Below are 15979 nucleotides of genomic sequence, written 5' to 3' on the forward strand. Positions count from 1 at the left end.
CGTTGGCGAGATGGCCCGCAGCAATGTCGAGAGTCAGAAGCGCTCGTTGCTTGGCGTGTCCTGTGGCGAGTGCTTCTACATCCTCTCCGAGCACCCATTCAGGCAGACCGAGCCTGGCTCCACATGTGACCCGGCAAGCGGCTACCTTCATCGGGCTGAAGGTGAAGACCCAGGGCCATGGTGGTGGCTCTTCAGGAAGTGCTTCAGCTACCGCTCTGGAGGAAACCAGCGCCATGTCGGCGGCCTGGCGTTCGCCGGCTGACGCATGAGCAAGAGCCTCGACGGAGAACGGGCACTGGCCCGGTTCCTACATCGCCGTACGCTTCACCGCCCGGGCGGTCGTGGAGATCATCACGGACCCCTCTGGCGCCTGCCCCCTCTACACCGCCCACACCCCCAACGGCATCGTGTGGGCCTCCAGCGCCCGCGCCCTCGCCTCCCTCACCGGAGGCCAGATCGACACCGGTTGGCTCGCCAGCTACCTCTGGGATACCGCGGCACCTGCCGACGATCGCAGCCCCTGGAAGGGCGTCCGCCCCGTACCGCCCGGACACGTCCTCACGCTCGCCGCAAGCGGCGCCCGCTTCATGACCCCCTGGTGGTCAGCGCCCACGCCGCGCCCACGCTCCGAGGCCCTCCGTAGCCTTCGCCACGCACTGACCGAGGGCATTCGAGCTCGTGTCGAAAACACACCCTCCGCCACCGACCTCGGCGGTACGGATTCCACCACCCTCGCCGTCATCGCCGCCCGCCACCGCCCACTTACCGCCATCACGGCCTACCCCCTCGGCCACACCGAGGGCGGAGACCTCGACTACGCCCGAGCCCTCCACGTCCCGGGCCTGACCAAGATCGAATTCCCCGTCGAAGCAGGACACTTGCCGTTCTCGGCCGGCACCACACCCATCCCGGCGACCGACGAACCACCGCCCTCCACCGCCGTGTGGGCCATGCTCTCCGCCCAACTCCGCCTCGCAAGAGCCCACGGATCCCTCCGACACCTCACGGGCGACGGCGGTGACCACCTCTTCCTCGCCTCACCGCGACACCTTGTGGACTACGCCCACAACCGGCGCTGGCTCCCCCTCGTCCGCGACGCCCTGGCCTGGGCACGCCTTCGACGGCAGCCCCCCCCGGCCCCCTCATCACCGCCGCACTTCGGCGCGACACCGAAGGCATCGGGCGCCCCTGGCTGGCACGCCCGCCCTGGCTCACCGCCAACATTTCCGAACCACACTGGCGACCGGCCACCTCCACCCAGGCCCTGATCGCCTCAATCCGCACCGTGGCACGGACCGCCCACGCTAACAGCCAGCTCTGCGATGCGGTCGGCGTGGAACTGCACAACCCCTACCTGGACGGCGCCGTCTTGAACGCCGTCGCCTCTGCCCCTGCCGAGGCCCGGTTCTCCGCACACCGGTACAAGCCCCTCCTCGTGGACGCCGTGGGCGACCTCCTCCCCGCACTCCACCGCGACCGCGCGACCAAAGGCACCTTCACCGCCTCGTTCCACCACGGCCTGCGGGCCCACCTCGACCGTGCCCTCGGCCTCAGCGACGGTCAGCTCGCCGCCCGCGGCCTCATCGACCCCGCCCCCCTCCGCACCACCCTCCACGCCGCGGCGATGGGCGCGGAGACCAACTGGGCCATGCTCCTGCCCACATTGGCCGCCGAGCAGTGGCTTGCCGCCATCGACCACACTCCGGCCGTCCGATGGCACACCACCACCCCCGCCCCGGTAGGAGGACGATGAAGGCCGCCGCACACACCGTGGTCGCCATCACCCCCAGCGCCCGCGTGATCATCAACTACGACACCGGCGAAACCGAATTGCGGCGCCTGGACGGCCGGCCCGTCGCCGGCACCGTCGTCCGCATTCCTCCCACCGTTCCCACCTGGGGCACGACCGAAGTACGCGCCATCCTCGCCCCCACGGGCTACGCGCCCCAGCGCTGGCGCCTGGCCGCCATTCCGGCCGTACTCCTGACGGCCGCGATACGGACCTGTGGACCACGCCGCCGGCGCTTCCACCGCCTCGTGCAACTCGCCTGCTCCGGAAGGCTCCTCACCCCTGCAACTTCCACCCAGGCCGAATACGCCATCCGCGCAGTTCGGTGGGCCTCCTACGCCATGCCCACCGGCTGGGCCTGTTTGGAGGAGTCCACCGCGGCCGCCGTGCTGCTGGCCCTCGCCGGCCGCCGCGCCGAATGGCGCCACGGCCTGGCCACCGACCCCGTACGGTTACACGCCTGGCTCGTTGACGCCCAAGGGAAGCCCGTCGAAGAACCCAAAGAGACCCTGCTCTACACCCCGACCTACACGCCAGACGGGCCCGGCCCCGCCCGCCGGGCCTGAAGGGAGAACGCAACGTGAGCGACCCGCACATCCTGCTGACCGGCGAGCGCCTCGCCCTGGGGATGCCGCGCGAAGACATGCTGCCGGAATACCACCGGTGGGAGACCGACTACCGCACCCTCCTCGGCTACGGCGCCCAATTCCCCCAGTCCTGGGAATCTCGCGCCGCCGGCTGGGAACGCCTCCGCAAGAGCTCCAGCTCACCGCAGTTCGAAGTCGTCCGCATCGAGGACCAGGCGGCCATCGGACTCACCACTCTCCACATCAACCAGGTCACCCGAACGGCGGAGTTCGTGATGATGCTGGCCCCGCACGAACGCGGCAAGCGTCACGCAGCCGAAGCCGCCCGTCTCACCCTTGACTGGGCCTTCCACATCGGCGCCCTACGCACGGTCTGGCTCAAGGTCCTCGAACCCAACCACGCCGGAATCACCGCCTACGAGAAAGCCGGGTTCCAGCACGCCGGCCGCCTACGCCAATCCGGGTACTGGCTTGGGAAGCCTGCGGATGAGGTGATGATGGATGCCCTGCCCGAGGACTTCCCCGGGCCATCCATGATCGCTGAATAGTGCGAATCTCAACTCCCTGCCCGCCAAGCTTCGCAACGCTCAGCGGGCAGCGGGCAGCGGGCAGCGGGCAGCGGGCAGCGGGCACTCCGGCCGATGCGGCAGGGCACCGACGCGCTCGATTCCCGCGCCGAGCGGCAGAAGTAGCCCTGCTACGGCCGACGTTCGTGGGGGAGTGGGCAGAAGCGGCTGCCCCCTTCGACTACAACAGTTTTCCCGGGCGCGATCTCGGTGAACCCGGCGTCCCGCACCACCGGCAGCCCGCTGCCGGTCAACGCCGCCCACGCCGAAGGCTCCGCGGTCCGCACGGCCAGCGGGAACCCCGCCGCGCGCCAGGCGTCCCGGTCCGCCGCGGACAACGCCCACCACGCCAACTGCGCCCCGTGCCCGGCCTGCGCCATCGCCTTGCCCGCCGACATCTCCAGCTCCGGATTGAGCCACAGCACCGGTGCGCCGGCCGCCGGCTCCCCGGGTGCCTGCGGATCGTCCAGCTCGGTCCCGGAGACCTGGAGTCGCGCCAGGTCCTTCGGCCAGCCGTCCAGCGGGACCGGCGGGAAGACCCGCACCTCCGCCTCCCGGCCGGTGACCGTGATGCCGGGCAGTGCCGCGGCCCGCCGCCACTCCGCGCCGCGCGCCCGCCGCACCACCTTGCGTATGCGGGAGTCCTGCCAGTCGTGCACCGCCCGGGCCCACTCGCCCGCGCCGCTGGCCCGCTCGTCGGAGAGCAGCACCAGCACCGCCCGCGCCGCGGTCTCCAGTGCGTCCGTACGCCCGGGCGGCGCGGTCCGCTCCATGCGCACCACGAGCGGCAGCACGTACTCCGGCGGCGGCTCCGCGCCGGCGCTCGGCTGCTGGGCGTCGGTCTGGCCGGTCTGGTCGGGCTGGCTCTGCTCGCCGGACTGGCCGGCGGTCTCGGTCCTGGTCACGTGATGCAGTCTGCCAGCCGCCACTGACAGTCCCCCACGACCGCCCACGGTCGCGGAACCCGTCCCCGGGCCCCTGCCGCACCCCCCGACCGGCTACCGTCGGCGGCAACGGGGGACCCGGGGGAGCGGGGAACCAGGGGAACGGGGGAGGTGCGGCCGATGCCGCGGCAGACGGCGCAGCGGATGCGGCTGGACGGGGTCGGACGGCGCTACGGCCTGCGCGGACCCTGGGTGCTGCGCGAGGTGCGACTCGACGTGCCGGAGGGCGCGCTGCTGCGCGTCGAAGGCACCAACGGCAGCGGGAAGTCCACCCTGCTGCGGCTGCTCGCCGGCATCGACCGGCCCACCGTCGGTCGGATCACCGGGCGTCCGCGCACCGCCTACGTGCCCGAGCGGTTCCCGGCCGCCCTACCGTTCACCGCCGCCGGCTACCTCACCCATCTCGGCCGCGTCCACGGCCTGCGGACGCCGGACGCCGGCCGTCGCGCCGCCGAGTGGCTGGCCCGCTTCGGCGCCACCGGGCACGCCCGGACCCCGCTGGCCGAACTCTCCAAGGGGACGAGCCAGAAGGTCGCGGTCGCCCAGGCGCTGCTCGCCGAGCCCGAACTCCTCGTCCTGGACGAGGCGTGGACCGGCCTGGACCCGGCCGCCCGGGACGTCCTGGACCGGGCGGTCGCCGAACGGGTCGCCGCCGGCGGCACCGTGGTCTTCGTCGACCACGACCCGCGCCGGCTGGCCGGCGCCGCGGACGCCCACTACCGGGTCGCGGACGGGCGACTGCGGCCCCGGGAACCCGGGGCGGTCGCCGCGGTGGTGGACGACGCGGGCCCGCGAACCGTCATCGAGGCGCAGGGCCCGCCGGACACCCGGCCGCCGACCGACCTCCCCGGCGCCCCGGACCTCGTCCCCGGACCCGTCGGCACCCTCCGGCTGACCGTCCCGGCCGCCCACTCCGATGCCCTGCTCCGCGCCCTGCTCACCGCGCGCCCGCCCTGGCACATCCGCGCGGTCACCACCGCCCGGGTGCCCGGCCCCGGCACCCCCGCCCCCGGAGAGAACCCCCGCCCATGACCGCCTCCCTGACCGCCCTGGTCCGCTATCAGGCGGCGCTGCTCACCGGTTCGTACCGCTGGCTGCCACCGCTCCTCGTCCACGCGGCGTTCCTCGCCATCGGCGTCCAGACCGGCGGCCCGATCCTGGACGCGTTCGGCTACGCCGCCGGCGGGTTGCTGCCGGTCACCGTCTGGCTGACCCGGATCTGCGTCACCAACGAGCCGCCCGCCGCCCGCAATTGCGCCGCGGCCGCCGTCGGACCCGGCCGGGCGCATCTGGCCGCCCTCCTGACCGCGGCCGGCGCCGCACTGCTCCTCGCGCTCGCCGGCACCGCCTTCGTCGCGCTGCTCTCGGACCCGCACTCCACCGGCCACCGGGTCGCCGTCCCGGTGCTGCCCGCGACCGCTGCCGGGCTGCTCACCGCACTGGTCTGCCTGCTGCTGGGCACCGCGATCGGCGCGCTGTGTTCCTGGCCGGTACTGCGCCGCCCCGGCTGGGGCGTCCCGACCGGACTGATCGCCGCACTGCTGGTCCTCGTCCTGGGCGCGTCGCCCGCCAATGCCGCCCTGACCGGCATGATCACCGGTTCCGAGCACGGCACCGTCACCGCGCCCTGGCTGCCGCTCGCCGCCGCGCTGCTGCTCGCGTCCGCCGCCGCGGCCCTGGCCTGCGCCCTCACCGGACGCCGCGGCTGACCGCCCCTGGTCCGGCCGGGGGCGCGTCCGGCCGCGCGACGTAGGCTCGCCCCATGCCGCGCACCGATCCGCATCCCGCACCCGATCAGCCCGACCGGAGCTCGGAGGCCACCGGCCCCGCCGCGGGTCCGCCGTACGCCGACTGCGTCGAGTGCGGCCGTCCGACCGAGTACCCGGCTTCGCGGCCCGGCATCGTCCGCTGCCCGGTCTGCGAGTGGCAGGAGGCCCAGCGCTCGGCCTGCTCAGGCTGATCCGTCGGGCACCCGCCGGCGGCCGCACACGGCGATCCGACGGCGCCGCCCACGGGACCAGCGTTTTGCGCGCCGCCTTCAGAACCAACGATTTTGGCGCCGCCTACGGGACCAGCGTCCTGCACGCCGCCTACGGGACCAGCGTCTTGGCGTCCCGGGCCAGCGCGGTCAGGCGGGAGATGGCGCGGAAGTACTTCTTCCGGTAGCCGCCCCGCAGCATCTCGTCGCTGAACAGCTCGTCGAAGGGCTTGCCGGAGGCCAACACCGGCACCTCGCGGTCGTAGAGCCGGTCCGCGAGCACCACCAGGCGCAGCGCGGTGGACTGGTCCGGCACCGCCTGGACGTCGGTGAGACAGACCGCCGAGATGCCGTCGCACATCGCGCCGTACCGGCTGGGGTGCACCGTCGACAGGTGGTCCAGCAGGGACAGGAAGTCATCGAGCGAGGCACCGGGGGTGCGGTGCGCCGCGCGGGTCACCGTCTCGCCGTCGTACGGGGCGGGCGCCTCCGGCAGGCCGCGGTGGCGGTAGTCCTCGCCGTCGATGCGCAGCGCGCGGAAGTGGGCGCTCAGGCCCTGGATCTCCCGCAGGAAGTCGGCGGCCGCGAACCGGCCCTCGCCGAGCTTGCCGGGCAGCGTGTTGGAGGTGGCGGCCAGCGCGACGCCCGCCTCCACCAACTTGCCCAGCAGGGTGGAGACCAGCACCGTGTCGCCGGGGTCGTCCAGCTCGAACTCGTCGATGCACAGCAGTCGGTGGCCGCCGAGGGTCCGTATGGTCTGCTGGAAGCCGAGCGCGCCGACCAGGTTGGTCAACTCGACGAAGGTGCCGAACGCCTTGAGTTCGGGCTCCCCGGGGGTCGCGTGCCACAGGGAGGCGAGCAGGTGGGTCTTGCCGACGCCGTAGCCGCCGTCCAGATAGACCCCGCGCGGCCCCTTGGGGGCGGCGGGCTTCTTCGGTCCCCGGGAGAACCAGCGTCGCTTCCCGCCGGCGTCCGCGTCCGCCCCGCCGCCGATGCCCGCGGCGAAGGTCCGCAGGACCTGCACCGCCTCGGCCTGGCTGGGCTGTCCCGGGTCCGGGAGGTAGGTGTCGAAGCGGGCGCCCTGGAAGCGCGGCGGCGGCACCATCTCGGCGACCAGGCGCTCGGCCGGGACGTGCGGTGCGCGGGCGGTGAGCGCGGTGGGAAGCGCGGCGCCGTCCCCGTCGGCCGGGGGCGTGGCTATCGGGGCGGGTGCGGGGGAGGGCTGGGAAGGTGACACAGCTCTCCAGCCTAGTCGCTGCGCGGTACCACCAGGCCCGGTGAGCGAGGCATGTCACACTGCGCCCATGCGACGCCTGTTCCCCCACCCTGCCCCGCCCGCCCCGGACGTCACCGTGGACGCCACGGCGGGGGCCGACCGGACCGCCGGTCCCGACTGGATCACCGACCGCGAGTGGACCCTGGACGAGCTGGCCGCGGCCTATGCGTATCCGGCGGCGGACGACCCGGTGCGGTCCGGTTGCTCCGGGTGGCTGCGCGCCAACATGGTGTCCTCCCTGGACGGCGCGGCGCATCACGAGGGCCGGTCGCAGCCGCTCTCCGGGGACGCCGACATGCGGATCTTCGGGGTGCTGCGGGCGCTCTCGGACGCGGTCGTGGTGGGCGCGGAAACGGTCCGGAGGGAGGGCTACCGGCCGGCCCGGGCCCGCGCCGGGTTCGCCGACCGGCGGGCCGCCGCCGGCCAGGGCCCGGCCCCCGCCATCGCGGTGGTGACCGCGGGCCTGGACCTGGACTTCTCCCTGCCGCTGTTCACCGAGCCGCTGGTGCCCACCCTGGTGCTGACCGGGGCCGACGCCCCCGAGGACCGGGTGCGGGCGGCCCGCGCGGCCGGAGTCGAGGTGGTCTTCGCGGGCGAGGGGCGGGGCGTCGACCCGGCGCGGGTGGCGGCGGCGCTGGCCGAACGGGGACACACCCGGCTGCTCACCGAGGGCGGGCCGCGTCTGCTGGGGCAGTTCGCGGCGGCCGGGGCGCTGGACGAGATGTGCCTCTCGCTGGCCCCGGTGGTGGCGGTGGGCGCCGCGCAGCGGATCATGGACGGGCCCGCCGTGGCGGTTCCCGAGCGGTTCGCGCTGGTGTCCGTACTGGAGGATTCCGGGTTCCTGTTCACCCGTTACCGCCGGTTCTGACACTTCCGCTGGTCCGCAAAAGAGCGGAATTATCTGTTCCGCTTAGCTTCCGGTGGGCACACTAAAAGCCGACAGGTCCCGTGTGGCGACGGGGCAGGATGGTTTCTGTGGGCACCGTGGCAGACGGTGCGGAAGAGAAGAAGGGCGTCCGTCGTGTTCACGAGCGTACTGATGATCGAGAAGCCTCTGACGCCCGCCGACGTGGAGTTCGTCACCACCCTGCACGGTGACGATCCGGTCTCGTTCGTGGTCCTCATGCAGCCGCGCGGCAAACAGGACGTCCTGCTGCGGGCCATCGATGACGTCGCGCTCGGGGAGTTCGAGGACGCCGTACGGGAAGGCGAGGAGCCCGGTGGGGTGAACGCCGTGGTCCCCGCCGGGCAGGGACTGGCACACACCCTGGAGGCACTGCGTGCCGCCGGTTCCGAGGCGGTCGGGCAGGTGGTCGAGGACCATCCGCTGGACCTGCTGAAGTCGGTCGTCGACGAGACCGGTGCGGACGAGGTGATCGTGCTGACCGCCCCGCACTTCGTCGAGGAGTTCTTCCACCGCGACTGGGCCTCCCGGGCCCGCCACAAGGTCGGCGTCCCGGTCCTCAAACTGTTCTCGCACGCCGCCGACGATCTGCCCCAGGAGCCCGGCGACGCCTGAGCCGGGACCGGCACGGCCCACCCCGGCCCGTCCATCAATCTCGCGCCACCTCTTCACTCGAACGGGGTATCTGTAGCGCACCACGATCCCGAATCGATGCGTTCCTGGTCAGAAAGCGGCCCGCAGCGGGCCGCATCCAGGACAGCCGAGGACCGGCGTATCGAGGAGAACGAGTACGTCGCCGTCGGCGCCGCCGTCGCGGACGCCGAGGTCGTCGACGTACTCGGGGAAAGGGGACGTCATGGCGGAGCAGCGGGAACCGGACGCGGAACGGGAGCGCAGCCGGGACGAGGACCGGGCCCGGGATCAGGAGCGCGGCGGGGACCGGACGAAGCGGGGCGCCCCGGAGGCCGAGGAGGCGAAGCCCGGGGCGAGCGACCCCGCCAAGGGGCGGGAGGCCGGGAAACCGGGCCTGTTCCCCACGTTCTCGCACCGCGACGACTAACCAGGGCCGCTTCGACCCCGTCCCACCGGAGGGGCGCCAGCCAACTAGCCAGCCAGCCGACTGCGGGGCGTAGGGACGGGCCGGCGCCCCCGCCCGTCCCTACGGGACTCACACCCCGGCGCCCGCCCCCGAGGTCAGCCGCCCGTCGTGGACCTCCGCCACCGCGTCCACCGCGGCCAGGTGCGAACGGTCGTGGGTGACCAGCACCGTCGCGGTGCCGCGCTGATGCGTGAGGTCGGTCAGCAGGCCGAGGACCGCGGCGCCCCGCTCGTGGTCCAGCGCACTGGTCGGCTCGTCGACCAGCAGCACCGCGGGCTCGTTCATCAGCGCCCGGGCGATGTTGACCCGCTGCCGCTGGCCGCCCGACAACTGGTGCGGCCGCCGGTCCGCCTGCCCCGTAAGGCCCACCGCCGCCAGCAGCTCCCGCGCCCGGGAGCGCGCCGTACGGGGCGAGCGGCCGTCCAGGTGGGCCATCACCTGGAGCTGCTCGACGGCGGTCAGCGACGGCAGCAGGTTCGGCTGCTGGAAGACCGTCCCGATGCTGGTGCGGCGCAGCGTCGTCAGCTCGCCGCGGCTCAGCCCCGCGGTGTCCGTGCCGTCGAGCACCACCCGCCCGCGGTCCGGCCGGATCAGCGTCGCGGCGACCGCCAGCAGACTGGACTTGCCGGACCCCGACGGCCCGACCACGGCCGTCAGGCTGCCCGCCGGCACGGTCAGCGAGACCGCGTCCAGTGCGGTCAGCCGGCTGTCGCCGTCGGGGTAGGTGAGGGTGACATCGGTCAGTTCGAGGCTCATCGGGCACTTCCCAGGGCGGTCAGCGGGTCGACGGAGGTGATGCGGCGGATGGACAGCGCGGCGCCCACGGCACCCAGCGCGATCATGATCAGGGCCGGGACCAGCACGGTGGATGGGTCGAGCACGAACGGCACGGCGCCGCCCACCGCGGCGCCCACCCCGGCCGCCACCGCGGTCCCCAGGCCGGTACCGATCGCCAGGAGGACGACGGCTTGGCCGAGGGCGTCCCGCAGTAGGTAGCGGGTCGAGGCGCCGAGTGCCTTGAGCACCGCGACGTCGCCACTGCGCTGGATCGTCCAGACCGTGAAGAACGCCCCGATGACCAGCGCGGAGATCGCGAACAGGAAGCCGCGCATCAGCTGGAGCGACCCGTTCTCGGCGCTGTACGAGCCGATCGCCGTCAGGGCGTCCGCCGCGCCCACCGTCCGGGTGTCGAGCCGCCGGTCCGCCGCGGCCAGACCGTCCGTCGAGGTGGTGGACAGGGCGAGCACCGTCGCGCCCCCCGACCCCGCGCCGCCGGGGCTCCCGGACAGCCGGTGCCAGTCGTCCAGCGAGGCCCACACCACCGGCGTGTGGCTGTACATCGCCGCCCCCGACACCGCCGTCACGGCGAGCTTCCGGCCGCCCAGCGCGACCTGGTCACCGGCCCGTACGCCGAGCGCCGCGGCGGCCTTCTCGGACAGCACCACCGTGCCGTCACCGGCCGGCCCCGAGGACGGCGCCAGACGGGACCCGGGGCGCACCCCGAACACCGACACCGCCGCCGACTTCCCGCCGGCACCCTCGGCCTTCGTGGTGGCGATGCCCAGCGGGTCCGCGCTGCGCACCCCGGGCACCCGCGCCCACTCCTGCACCGTCCGCTCCGGCAGCCGGGAGTCGGTGAACGACGGTTTGCCGTCCCCGGCGGGGGCGGAGAAGACCAGGTGGTCGGCGGGCAGTGCGGTGATCGCCGAGGTGTTCTCCCGGCCCAGCCCCGCCGTCAGGCCGGACAGCAGCCCCACCAACACCGTGATCAGGGTGACGACGGTCCCCATCAGGGCGAACCGGCCCTTGGCGAATCTCAGATCTCTCCAGGCGACGAACACCGGCGCGGCCATCCTCGGATCGGTGCCGGGTCTGCTGCCCGGCGACTGGCTCCCACCGTCGCCCGTCGCGGGGGTGCCGGGCATCGCGCCCAGGAGTGGTTCACCGCCGCCGAAAGATGCGGTCCGACCTCCACCTTTGGATGCCCGTGCTCCACCTTTCGATTGATGCCGGGCCGGGCACCGGCCCGTAGCCTGAAGGAGCCGTGACCGAAGAAGCCAGGACCGACCACTCCCTCACCCCCGTCTTGCGCGCGCTGCGCCTGGGCCTCCACCTGATGGTGGCCGCGCTGCTCGCGCTCGCCGCCGTACGCGCGCTCGCCGACGGGTCACCCACCGCCCCGGCCGTGCTCGCCACCGCCGTGGTCCTGCTGGCGCTCTACGTGCTGGGCCCCGTACTGCCCCGGGTCCGCAGCTCCTCCCGCGCCGCCGCGCTCTGGCTCGCCGCCGTGGTCGCGGTCTGGATGGTGCTGCTGGCGCTCACCCCGGACGGCGTCTGGCTGGCCTTCCCGCTCTTCTTCGTCCAGCTGCACCTGCTGCCGCTGCGCTGGGCGCTGCCCGCCGTCGCGGCCAGTACGGCCCTCGCCATCGCCGGATTCGCCTGGCACACCCGCTCGCTCAGCGTCGGCACGATCATCGGCCCCGCCCTGGGCGCGGCGGTCGCGGTCGCCGTCGTCCTCGGCTACCAGGCCCTCTACCGGGAGAGCGAACAGCGCCGCCGCCTCATCGAGGAGCTCACCGCCGCCCGCAGCGAACTTGCCGCCGCCGAACGCGCCGCCGGCGTCCTCGCCGAACGCGAGCGCCTGGCCCGCGAGATCCACGACACCCTCGCCCAGGGCCTCTCCAGCATCCAGCTGCTGCTCCGGGCCGCCGAACGCGCCGTACCGGACCGGCCGGAGACCGCCCTCGGCCACATCAGGCAGGCCCGCACGGCCGCCGTCGACAACCTCGCCGAGGCGCGCCGCTTCGTCCGCGCGCTGAGTCCGCCCGGCCTGGAGGCCGGGTCGCTGCCGGCCGCCCTGGAGCGGCTGTGCGCCGCCACCGCCCGCACCTCCGGGCTGGCCGTGCACTGCCAGGTCTCCGGCGCCCCCGCCCCGCTGCCCACCCCGCACGAGGTCGCCCTGCTGCGCATCGCCCAGTCCGCGCTCGCCAACACCGTCCAGCACGCCGCCGCCGGCCGCGTCGAGCTGACCCTCAGCTACATGGACACCGAGGTCGCCCTGGACGTCGTCGACGACGGCGCCGGATTCGTGCCCTCCGAGGTGCCGCCGCCCGGCTCCGGGGCCGGTGGTTCCGGCTTCGGGCTGGCCGCGATGCGTGCCCGGGCCCGCGCCCTCCAGGGCACCCTCGCCGTCGAGTCCGCCCCCGGGGAAGGCACCGCGCTCGCCGTCACCCTGCCCTGCCCCGACCCGACGCCCGTCCCCGAGACCACCCGGGGGACCGCCCCGTGACCGCACCCGCCACCCCCGTCCGGCTGCTGCTCGCCGACGACCACCCCGTCGTCCGGGCCGGACTCCGCGCCGTCCTGGAGACCGAGCCGGACTTCGAGATCGCCGCCGACGTCCCCACCGCCGAGGAAGCCGTGGAACTGGCCGGCCGGCTCGGCGTCGACGTGGTCCTCATGGACCTCCAGTTCGGCGGCCGGATGCTGGGGTCCCGGGCCACCGCCGAGATCACCGCCCGTCCCGGCGCGCCCCGCGTCCTGATCCTCACCACCTACGACAGCGACGCCGACATCCTCGCCGCCATCGAGGCGGGCGCCACCGGCTACCTCCTCAAGGACGCCCCGCCGGACGAGCTGGCCGCCGCGGTGCGGTCCGCCGCGGCCGGGAAGTCCGCGCTCGCCCCCACCGTCGCGCTGCGCCTGATGGACCGGATGCGGACACCCGCCACCGCCCTCTCCCGCCGCGAGACCGAGGTCCTCCAGCTCGTCGCCGACGGCCTCTCCAATGCGGCGATCAGCAAGCAGCTCTTCCTCAGCCAGGCGACCGTCAAGTCCCACCTCGTCCACATCTACGCCAAGCTGGGCGTCGACTCCCGCACCGCCGCGGTCGCCGCCGCCACCGCGCAGGGCCTGATCCGCCGCTGAGTGCCCCGCTGTGCGCCCCGCCGGGCGCTTCGGCACGTGGCGCACACCGCCGCGGGGTCGCGGACCGCCGTTGTCGGTGCCGGGTGCGAGAATCGTCCGCAGCACGACGTACGACACGACGCACGACCGGCACGACCGCACCACCCGCACGCCACGCTCGACGATCAGGGAGACGTAACCCATGGCACCCGCCATCCCAGCCTCGATGGAACGGCCGCACTTCATCGGCATCGGCGGCGCCGGTATGTCGGGCATCGCGAAGATCCTCGCGAAGCGCGGCGCCGAGGTGGCGGGCAGCGACGCCAAGGACTCCGCGACCGCCCAGGCCCTGCGCGACCTCGGCGCCACCGTCCACATCGGGCACGCCGCCGAGCACCTCGCCCAGGACGCCACCAGCGTGGTGGTCTCCTCCGCGATCCGCCCCGACAACCCCGAGCTGGCCGCCGCCCAGCAGCGCGGCATCCCCGTCGTCCACCGCTCCGACGCCCTCGCCGCCCTCATGGACGGCCTGCGCGCCATCGCCGTCGCCGGCACCCACGGCAAGACCACCACCACGTCGATGCTCGCCGTCTCCCTCGGCGCCCTCGGCCTCAAGCCGTCGTACGCCATCGGCGGCGACCTGGACGCTCCCGGCTCCAACGCCGAGCACGGCACCGGCCGGATCTTCGTCGCCGAGGCCGACGAGAGCGACCGCAGCTTCCACAAGTACGCCCCCGAGGTCGCCATCGTCCTCAACGTCGAGCTCGACCACCACGCCAACTACGCCTCGATGGACGAGATCTACGCCTCCTTCGAGACCTTCGCCGACCGCATCCGCCCCGGCGGCACCCTGGTCATCTCCGCCGACCACCCCGGCGCCCGCGAGCTCACCTCCCGGCTCGCCGGCCGCGACGGCATCGAGATCGTCACCTACGGCGAGTCCAAGGACGCCGACGTCCGCATCCTCCAGATCACCCCGCACGGCCTGGCCAGCGACGTCACCGTCACCCTCACCAGCGGCAAGATCCTCACCTTCACCGTCTCCGTCCCCGGCCGGCACTACGCCGGCAACGCCGTCGCCGCACTGGCCGCCGGGGTCGCCCTCGACCTCCCGCCGCACCAGCTCGCCGACGCCCTCGGCAAGTACACCGGCGTCAAGCGCCGCCTCCAGCTCAAGGGCGAGGCCGCCGGCGTCCAGGTCATCGACTCCTACGCCCACCACCCCACCGAGATGACCGCCGACCTGGAGGCCATCCGCGGCGCCACCGAGGAGGCCGGCGGCCGCATCTTCGTCGTCTTCCAGCCGCACCTCTACTCCCGCACCCAGGAGCTGGCCACCGAGATGGGCCAGGCGCTCGCCCTCGCCGACGCCTCCGTCGTCCTGGACATCTACCCGGCCCGCGAGGACCCGATCCCGGGCGTCACCAGCGCCCTGATCACCGACGCCGCCCGGGCCGCCGGCGCCCAGGTCACCCCCGAGGCCGAAAAGAGCGCGATCCCGGACCTCATCGCCGGAATGACCAAGCCCGGTGACCTTGTTCTCACCATGGGCGCGGGCGATGTGACCGACCTCGGCCCCGCGATCCTGTCCCGCCTGGGCGCATGAGCGTAAGGAGGCCCCCGATGACGTACGAGATCGACAAGCCCGACGAGCAGTGGCGCGCCGAGCTGACCCCGGCCGAGTACCACGTCCTGCGTCAGGGCGGCACCGAGCCCGCCTTCGTCGGCGAGTACACCGACACCAAGACCACCGGCGCCTACTCCTGCCGCGCCTGCGGCGCCGAGCTGTTCCGCTCCGACACCAAGTTCGAAAGCCACTGCGGCTGGCCGAGCTTCTACGACCCCAAGGACACCGACGCCGTCGAGCTCCTGGAGGACCACAGCCACGGCATGGTCCGCACCGAGGTCCGCTGCGCCCGCTGCGGCTCGCACCTCGGGCACGTCTTCGAGGGCGAGGGCTACCCGACGCCGACGGACCAGAGGTACTGCATCAACTCGATCTCGCTGCGGCTGGCTCCGGACGAGGGCTGAGATCCGCGTCGGTCGTGACTGTGGCCGTGGCTGCGGTTGTCGCTGTGGCTGTTTGACGTGCCGTCAGTGGTTGAGGTGACGTGCCGATGCCCGCGCCCCGGTGATGGGGGCGCGGGCATCCGGGCTGTTGGGGGCGGACGTCCCGGCAGCCCGATGGGTCAGATCAGTGGCGCACCGGGTGCGTTCGGCTTCGCGTGTCGAGCCCTCGCCGCGGCGAGGGCGCTGCGCGGAGGCTTGTCCTTACAGGCGGACGACGTTGTTGCATCCCACGGACGAGCCGATCCTGGTGGCCTGCTCGTCCCGTCTGTCCTTCCACCCGTGCCGGTGGCCCAGCAGGCCGTCCAGGACCCCGACCTGACCGAGTACGTCGACGTTCTTGTCGTATGCCCGGCATGAGGTGTGCTGCAGGATGACGACCTTGCGGCGGTGCGGTCTGCCGTGCTGGTGTCTGCCGCTCGACTGCTGCCGGGAAACGTTCTGGTGGCTCGGCTGGGGGTGGCTGTCGCCACGGTCCGTCCCGCAACTGGCGTAGGCGGTGCCTGCGCCGACGAGGCCGACGCTGCCGAGAACGGCCATCACGACGGCAGCCTTGCGAAGCTTGCGCATGTCATCTCCGAAAATCGATCGGATGCGATCAGTAATTGATCGACTTCATACGGTTAGTGGAGATTAATGCAAAATGCGACGCATTACTTGGGACGCGCCGGATCCCGGGGCTGTCGCTCGCGGGCGTTGCTCGTGAGTGCCGCCCACGCCGCCTCGATGGTGGGGCCGGCTTTTGAACCCCCAGCCGCGTGCCCGGCTCGGTCGGCGACCGGGCGCCGACCCGTGCCCGCGCCCGTGCCCGCGCCCGTGCCCGCGCCCGTGCCCGGCGCGTGGGCACGGTGCCCGGGTCGCGG

At 73.5% G+C, this 15979-nt stretch carries 19 protein-coding genes and 1 pseudogene; 14 read left to right on the forward strand and 6 right to left on the reverse strand.

The genetic code is table 11. The annotated features are described in order from the left end of the window. Nucleotides 1-305: 305 nt before the first annotated feature. The 4 genes and pseudogenes from ACO0M4_RS06170 to ACO0M4_RS06185 form a co-directional block, all read left to right on the forward strand. Nucleotides 306-1268 (forward strand): annotated as a pseudogene (locus ACO0M4_RS06170) (albusnodin/ikarugamycin family macrolactam cyclase); the annotation flags it as partial. A gap of 17 nt (nt 1269-1285) precedes the next feature. Then, complete coding sequence (locus ACO0M4_RS06175) at nt 1286-1753, forward strand: asparagine synthase-related protein (protein WP_430368637.1); 468 nt, start codon at nt 1286-1288, stop codon at nt 1751-1753. Continuing rightward, entirely contained in the window at nt 1750-2355 is a 606-nt protein-coding gene (locus ACO0M4_RS06180; protein WP_430368638.1) for a lasso peptide biosynthesis B2 protein, read from the forward strand. The genes ACO0M4_RS06175 and ACO0M4_RS06180 overlap by 4 nt, the downstream gene beginning before the upstream one ends. 14 nt (nt 2356-2369) lie before the next feature. Beyond that, on the forward strand, nt 2370-2924 hold the full coding sequence (locus ACO0M4_RS06185; protein ID WP_430368639.1) for a GNAT family N-acetyltransferase: 555 nt from the start codon (nt 2370-2372) through the stop codon (nt 2922-2924). A gap of 149 nt (nt 2925-3073) precedes the next feature. Here the strand turns inward: ACO0M4_RS06185 and ACO0M4_RS06190 are convergent, their stop codons facing one another. Next, the gene (locus ACO0M4_RS06190; protein ID WP_430368640.1) at nt 3074-3847 is read right to left on the reverse strand and encodes a peptidyl-tRNA hydrolase; all 774 of its coding nucleotides are present in this window, start codon (nt 3845-3847) and stop codon (nt 3074-3076) included. Between the two features lie 183 nt (nt 3848-4030). On the opposite strand from ACO0M4_RS06190, the gene ACO0M4_RS06195 reads away from it, so the two are divergent. Genes ACO0M4_RS06195 through ACO0M4_RS06205 form a run of 3 tightly spaced genes read left to right on the forward strand, consistent with a single transcriptional unit; the run spans nt 4031 to nt 5846 of the window. Then, entirely contained in the window at nt 4031-4918 is an 888-nt protein-coding gene (locus tag ACO0M4_RS06195) for an ATP-binding cassette domain-containing protein (protein ID WP_430371266.1), read from the forward strand. Further along, entirely contained in the window at nt 4915-5595 is a 681-nt protein-coding gene (locus ACO0M4_RS06200) for an ABC transporter (protein WP_430368642.1), read from the forward strand. The genes ACO0M4_RS06195 and ACO0M4_RS06200 overlap by 4 nt, the downstream gene beginning before the upstream one ends. Nucleotides 5596-5648: 53 nt before the next feature. Beyond that, entirely contained in the window at nt 5649-5846 is a 198-nt protein-coding gene (locus tag ACO0M4_RS06205; RefSeq protein WP_430368644.1) for a hypothetical protein, read from the forward strand. A 130-nt stretch (nt 5847-5976) separates the two neighbouring features. Here the strand turns inward: ACO0M4_RS06205 and zapE are convergent, their stop codons facing one another. Further along, nucleotides 5977-7101, reverse strand: a complete 1125-nt coding sequence (zapE, locus tag ACO0M4_RS06210) for a cell division protein ZapE (protein ID WP_430368645.1) — start codon at nt 7099-7101, stop codon at nt 5977-5979. Between the two features lie 67 nt (nt 7102-7168). Between zapE and ACO0M4_RS06215 the strand changes: the two genes are divergently transcribed. Both ACO0M4_RS06215 and ACO0M4_RS06220 read left to right on the forward strand, forming a co-directional pair. After that, entirely contained in the window at nt 7169-8008 is an 840-nt protein-coding gene (locus ACO0M4_RS06215; protein WP_430368646.1) for a pyrimidine reductase family protein, read from the forward strand. A gap of 171 nt (nt 8009-8179) precedes the next feature. Beyond that, on the forward strand, nt 8180-8659 hold the full coding sequence (locus tag ACO0M4_RS06220; RefSeq protein ID WP_430371268.1) for an indole-3-glycerol phosphate synthase: 480 nt from the start codon (nt 8180-8182) through the stop codon (nt 8657-8659). Between the two features lie 108 nt (nt 8660-8767). Here ACO0M4_RS06220 and ACO0M4_RS06225 read toward each other — a convergent pair whose 3' ends face one another. Next, entirely contained in the window at nt 8768-8902 is a 135-nt protein-coding gene (locus tag ACO0M4_RS06225; protein WP_430368648.1) for a hypothetical protein, read from the reverse strand. Between ACO0M4_RS06225 and ACO0M4_RS06230 the strand changes: the two genes are divergently transcribed. Further along, a complete protein-coding gene (locus ACO0M4_RS06230) occupies nt 8901-9104 on the forward strand; it encodes a hypothetical protein (protein WP_430368650.1) in 204 nt (67 codons plus the stop codon). The two genes, ACO0M4_RS06225 and ACO0M4_RS06230, sit on opposite strands and share 2 nt — an antisense overlap. 108 nt (nt 9105-9212) lie before the next feature. Here the strand turns inward: ACO0M4_RS06230 and ACO0M4_RS06235 are convergent, their stop codons facing one another. Continuing rightward, nucleotides 9213-9899: an ABC transporter ATP-binding protein gene (locus tag ACO0M4_RS06235; protein WP_430368651.1), complete on the reverse strand. Its 687-nt coding sequence runs from the start codon at nt 9897-9899 to the stop codon at nt 9213-9215. After that, nucleotides 9896-10984, reverse strand: a complete 1089-nt coding sequence (locus tag ACO0M4_RS06240; RefSeq protein WP_430371269.1) for an ABC transporter permease — start codon at nt 10982-10984, stop codon at nt 9896-9898. Before ACO0M4_RS06240 ends, ACO0M4_RS06235 begins: the two co-directional genes overlap by 4 nt. Before the next feature lie 203 nt (nt 10985-11187). On the opposite strand from ACO0M4_RS06240, the gene ACO0M4_RS06245 reads away from it, so the two are divergent. The 4 genes from ACO0M4_RS06245 (at nt 11188) to msrB (ending at nt 15080) form a co-directional block, all read left to right on the forward strand. After that, a complete protein-coding gene (locus ACO0M4_RS06245; protein WP_430368652.1) occupies nt 11188-12432 on the forward strand; it encodes a sensor histidine kinase in 1245 nt (414 codons plus the stop codon). Continuing rightward, nucleotides 12429-13070 (forward strand): response regulator, encoded by a 642-nt coding sequence (locus ACO0M4_RS06250; RefSeq protein WP_390022740.1) that lies wholly within the window; start codon nt 12429-12431, stop codon nt 13068-13070. Before ACO0M4_RS06245 ends, ACO0M4_RS06250 begins: the two co-directional genes overlap by 4 nt. Nucleotides 13071-13251: 181 nt before the next feature. After that, on the forward strand, nt 13252-14655 hold the full coding sequence (gene murC, locus ACO0M4_RS06255; RefSeq protein WP_430368654.1) for a UDP-N-acetylmuramate--L-alanine ligase: 1404 nt from the start codon (nt 13252-13254) through the stop codon (nt 14653-14655). Between the two features lie 17 nt (nt 14656-14672). Further along, nucleotides 14673-15080 carry a peptide-methionine (R)-S-oxide reductase MsrB gene (gene msrB, locus ACO0M4_RS06260; protein ID WP_430368656.1) on the forward strand — a complete coding sequence of 136 codons (408 nt, stop codon included), beginning with the start codon at nt 14673-14675 and terminating at the stop codon, nt 15078-15080. Nucleotides 15081-15320: 240 nt separating this feature from the next. Here the strand turns inward: msrB and ACO0M4_RS06265 are convergent, their stop codons facing one another. Next, the gene (locus tag ACO0M4_RS06265) at nt 15321-15686 is read right to left on the reverse strand and encodes a hypothetical protein (RefSeq protein ID WP_430368657.1); all 366 of its coding nucleotides are present in this window, start codon (nt 15684-15686) and stop codon (nt 15321-15323) included. Nucleotides 15687-15979: the final 293 nt, after the last annotated feature.

The organism is Streptomyces sp. RGM 3693, from assembly GCF_050471125.1.
Taxonomy (GTDB): domain Bacteria; phylum Actinomycetota; class Actinomycetes; order Streptomycetales; family Streptomycetaceae; genus Streptomyces.

What these genes read in the sequence shown, in the direction of transcription:
- ACO0M4_RS06180 (WP_430368638.1), top strand. Translation starts at nt 1,750, where the DNA reads ATGAAGGCCGCCGCACACACCGTGGTCGCCATCACCCCCAGCGCCCGC.
- ACO0M4_RS06195 (WP_430371266.1), top strand. Translation starts at nt 4,031, where the DNA reads ATGCGGCTGGACGGGGTCGGACGGCGCTACGGCCTGCGCGGACCCTGG.
- ACO0M4_RS06200 (WP_430368642.1), top strand. Translation starts at nt 4,915, where the DNA reads ATGACCGCCTCCCTGACCGCCCTGGTCCGCTATCAGGCGGCGCTGCTC.
- ACO0M4_RS06205 (WP_430368644.1), top strand. Translation starts at nt 5,649, where the DNA reads ATGCCGCGCACCGATCCGCATCCCGCACCCGATCAGCCCGACCGGAGC.
- ACO0M4_RS06215 (WP_430368646.1), top strand. Translation starts at nt 7,169, where the DNA reads ATGCGACGCCTGTTCCCCCACCCTGCCCCGCCCGCCCCGGACGTCACC.
- ACO0M4_RS06220 (WP_430371268.1), top strand. Translation starts at nt 8,180, where the DNA reads ATGATCGAGAAGCCTCTGACGCCCGCCGACGTGGAGTTCGTCACCACC.
- ACO0M4_RS06230 (WP_430368650.1), top strand. Translation starts at nt 8,901, where the DNA reads ATGGCGGAGCAGCGGGAACCGGACGCGGAACGGGAGCGCAGCCGGGAC.
- ACO0M4_RS06225 (WP_430368648.1), bottom strand. Translation starts at nt 8,902, where the DNA reads ATGACGTCCCCTTTCCCCGAGTACGTCGACGACCTCGGCGTCCGCGAC.
- ACO0M4_RS06235 (WP_430368651.1), bottom strand. Translation starts at nt 9,899, where the DNA reads ATGAGCCTCGAACTGACCGATGTCACCCTCACCTACCCCGACGGCGAC.
- murC (WP_430368654.1), top strand. Translation starts at nt 13,252, where the DNA reads ATGGCACCCGCCATCCCAGCCTCGATGGAACGGCCGCACTTCATCGGC.
- msrB (WP_430368656.1), top strand. Translation starts at nt 14,673, where the DNA reads ATGACGTACGAGATCGACAAGCCCGACGAGCAGTGGCGCGCCGAGCTG.
- ACO0M4_RS06265 (WP_430368657.1), bottom strand. Translation starts at nt 15,686, where the DNA reads ATGCGCAAGCTTCGCAAGGCTGCCGTCGTGATGGCCGTTCTCGGCAGC.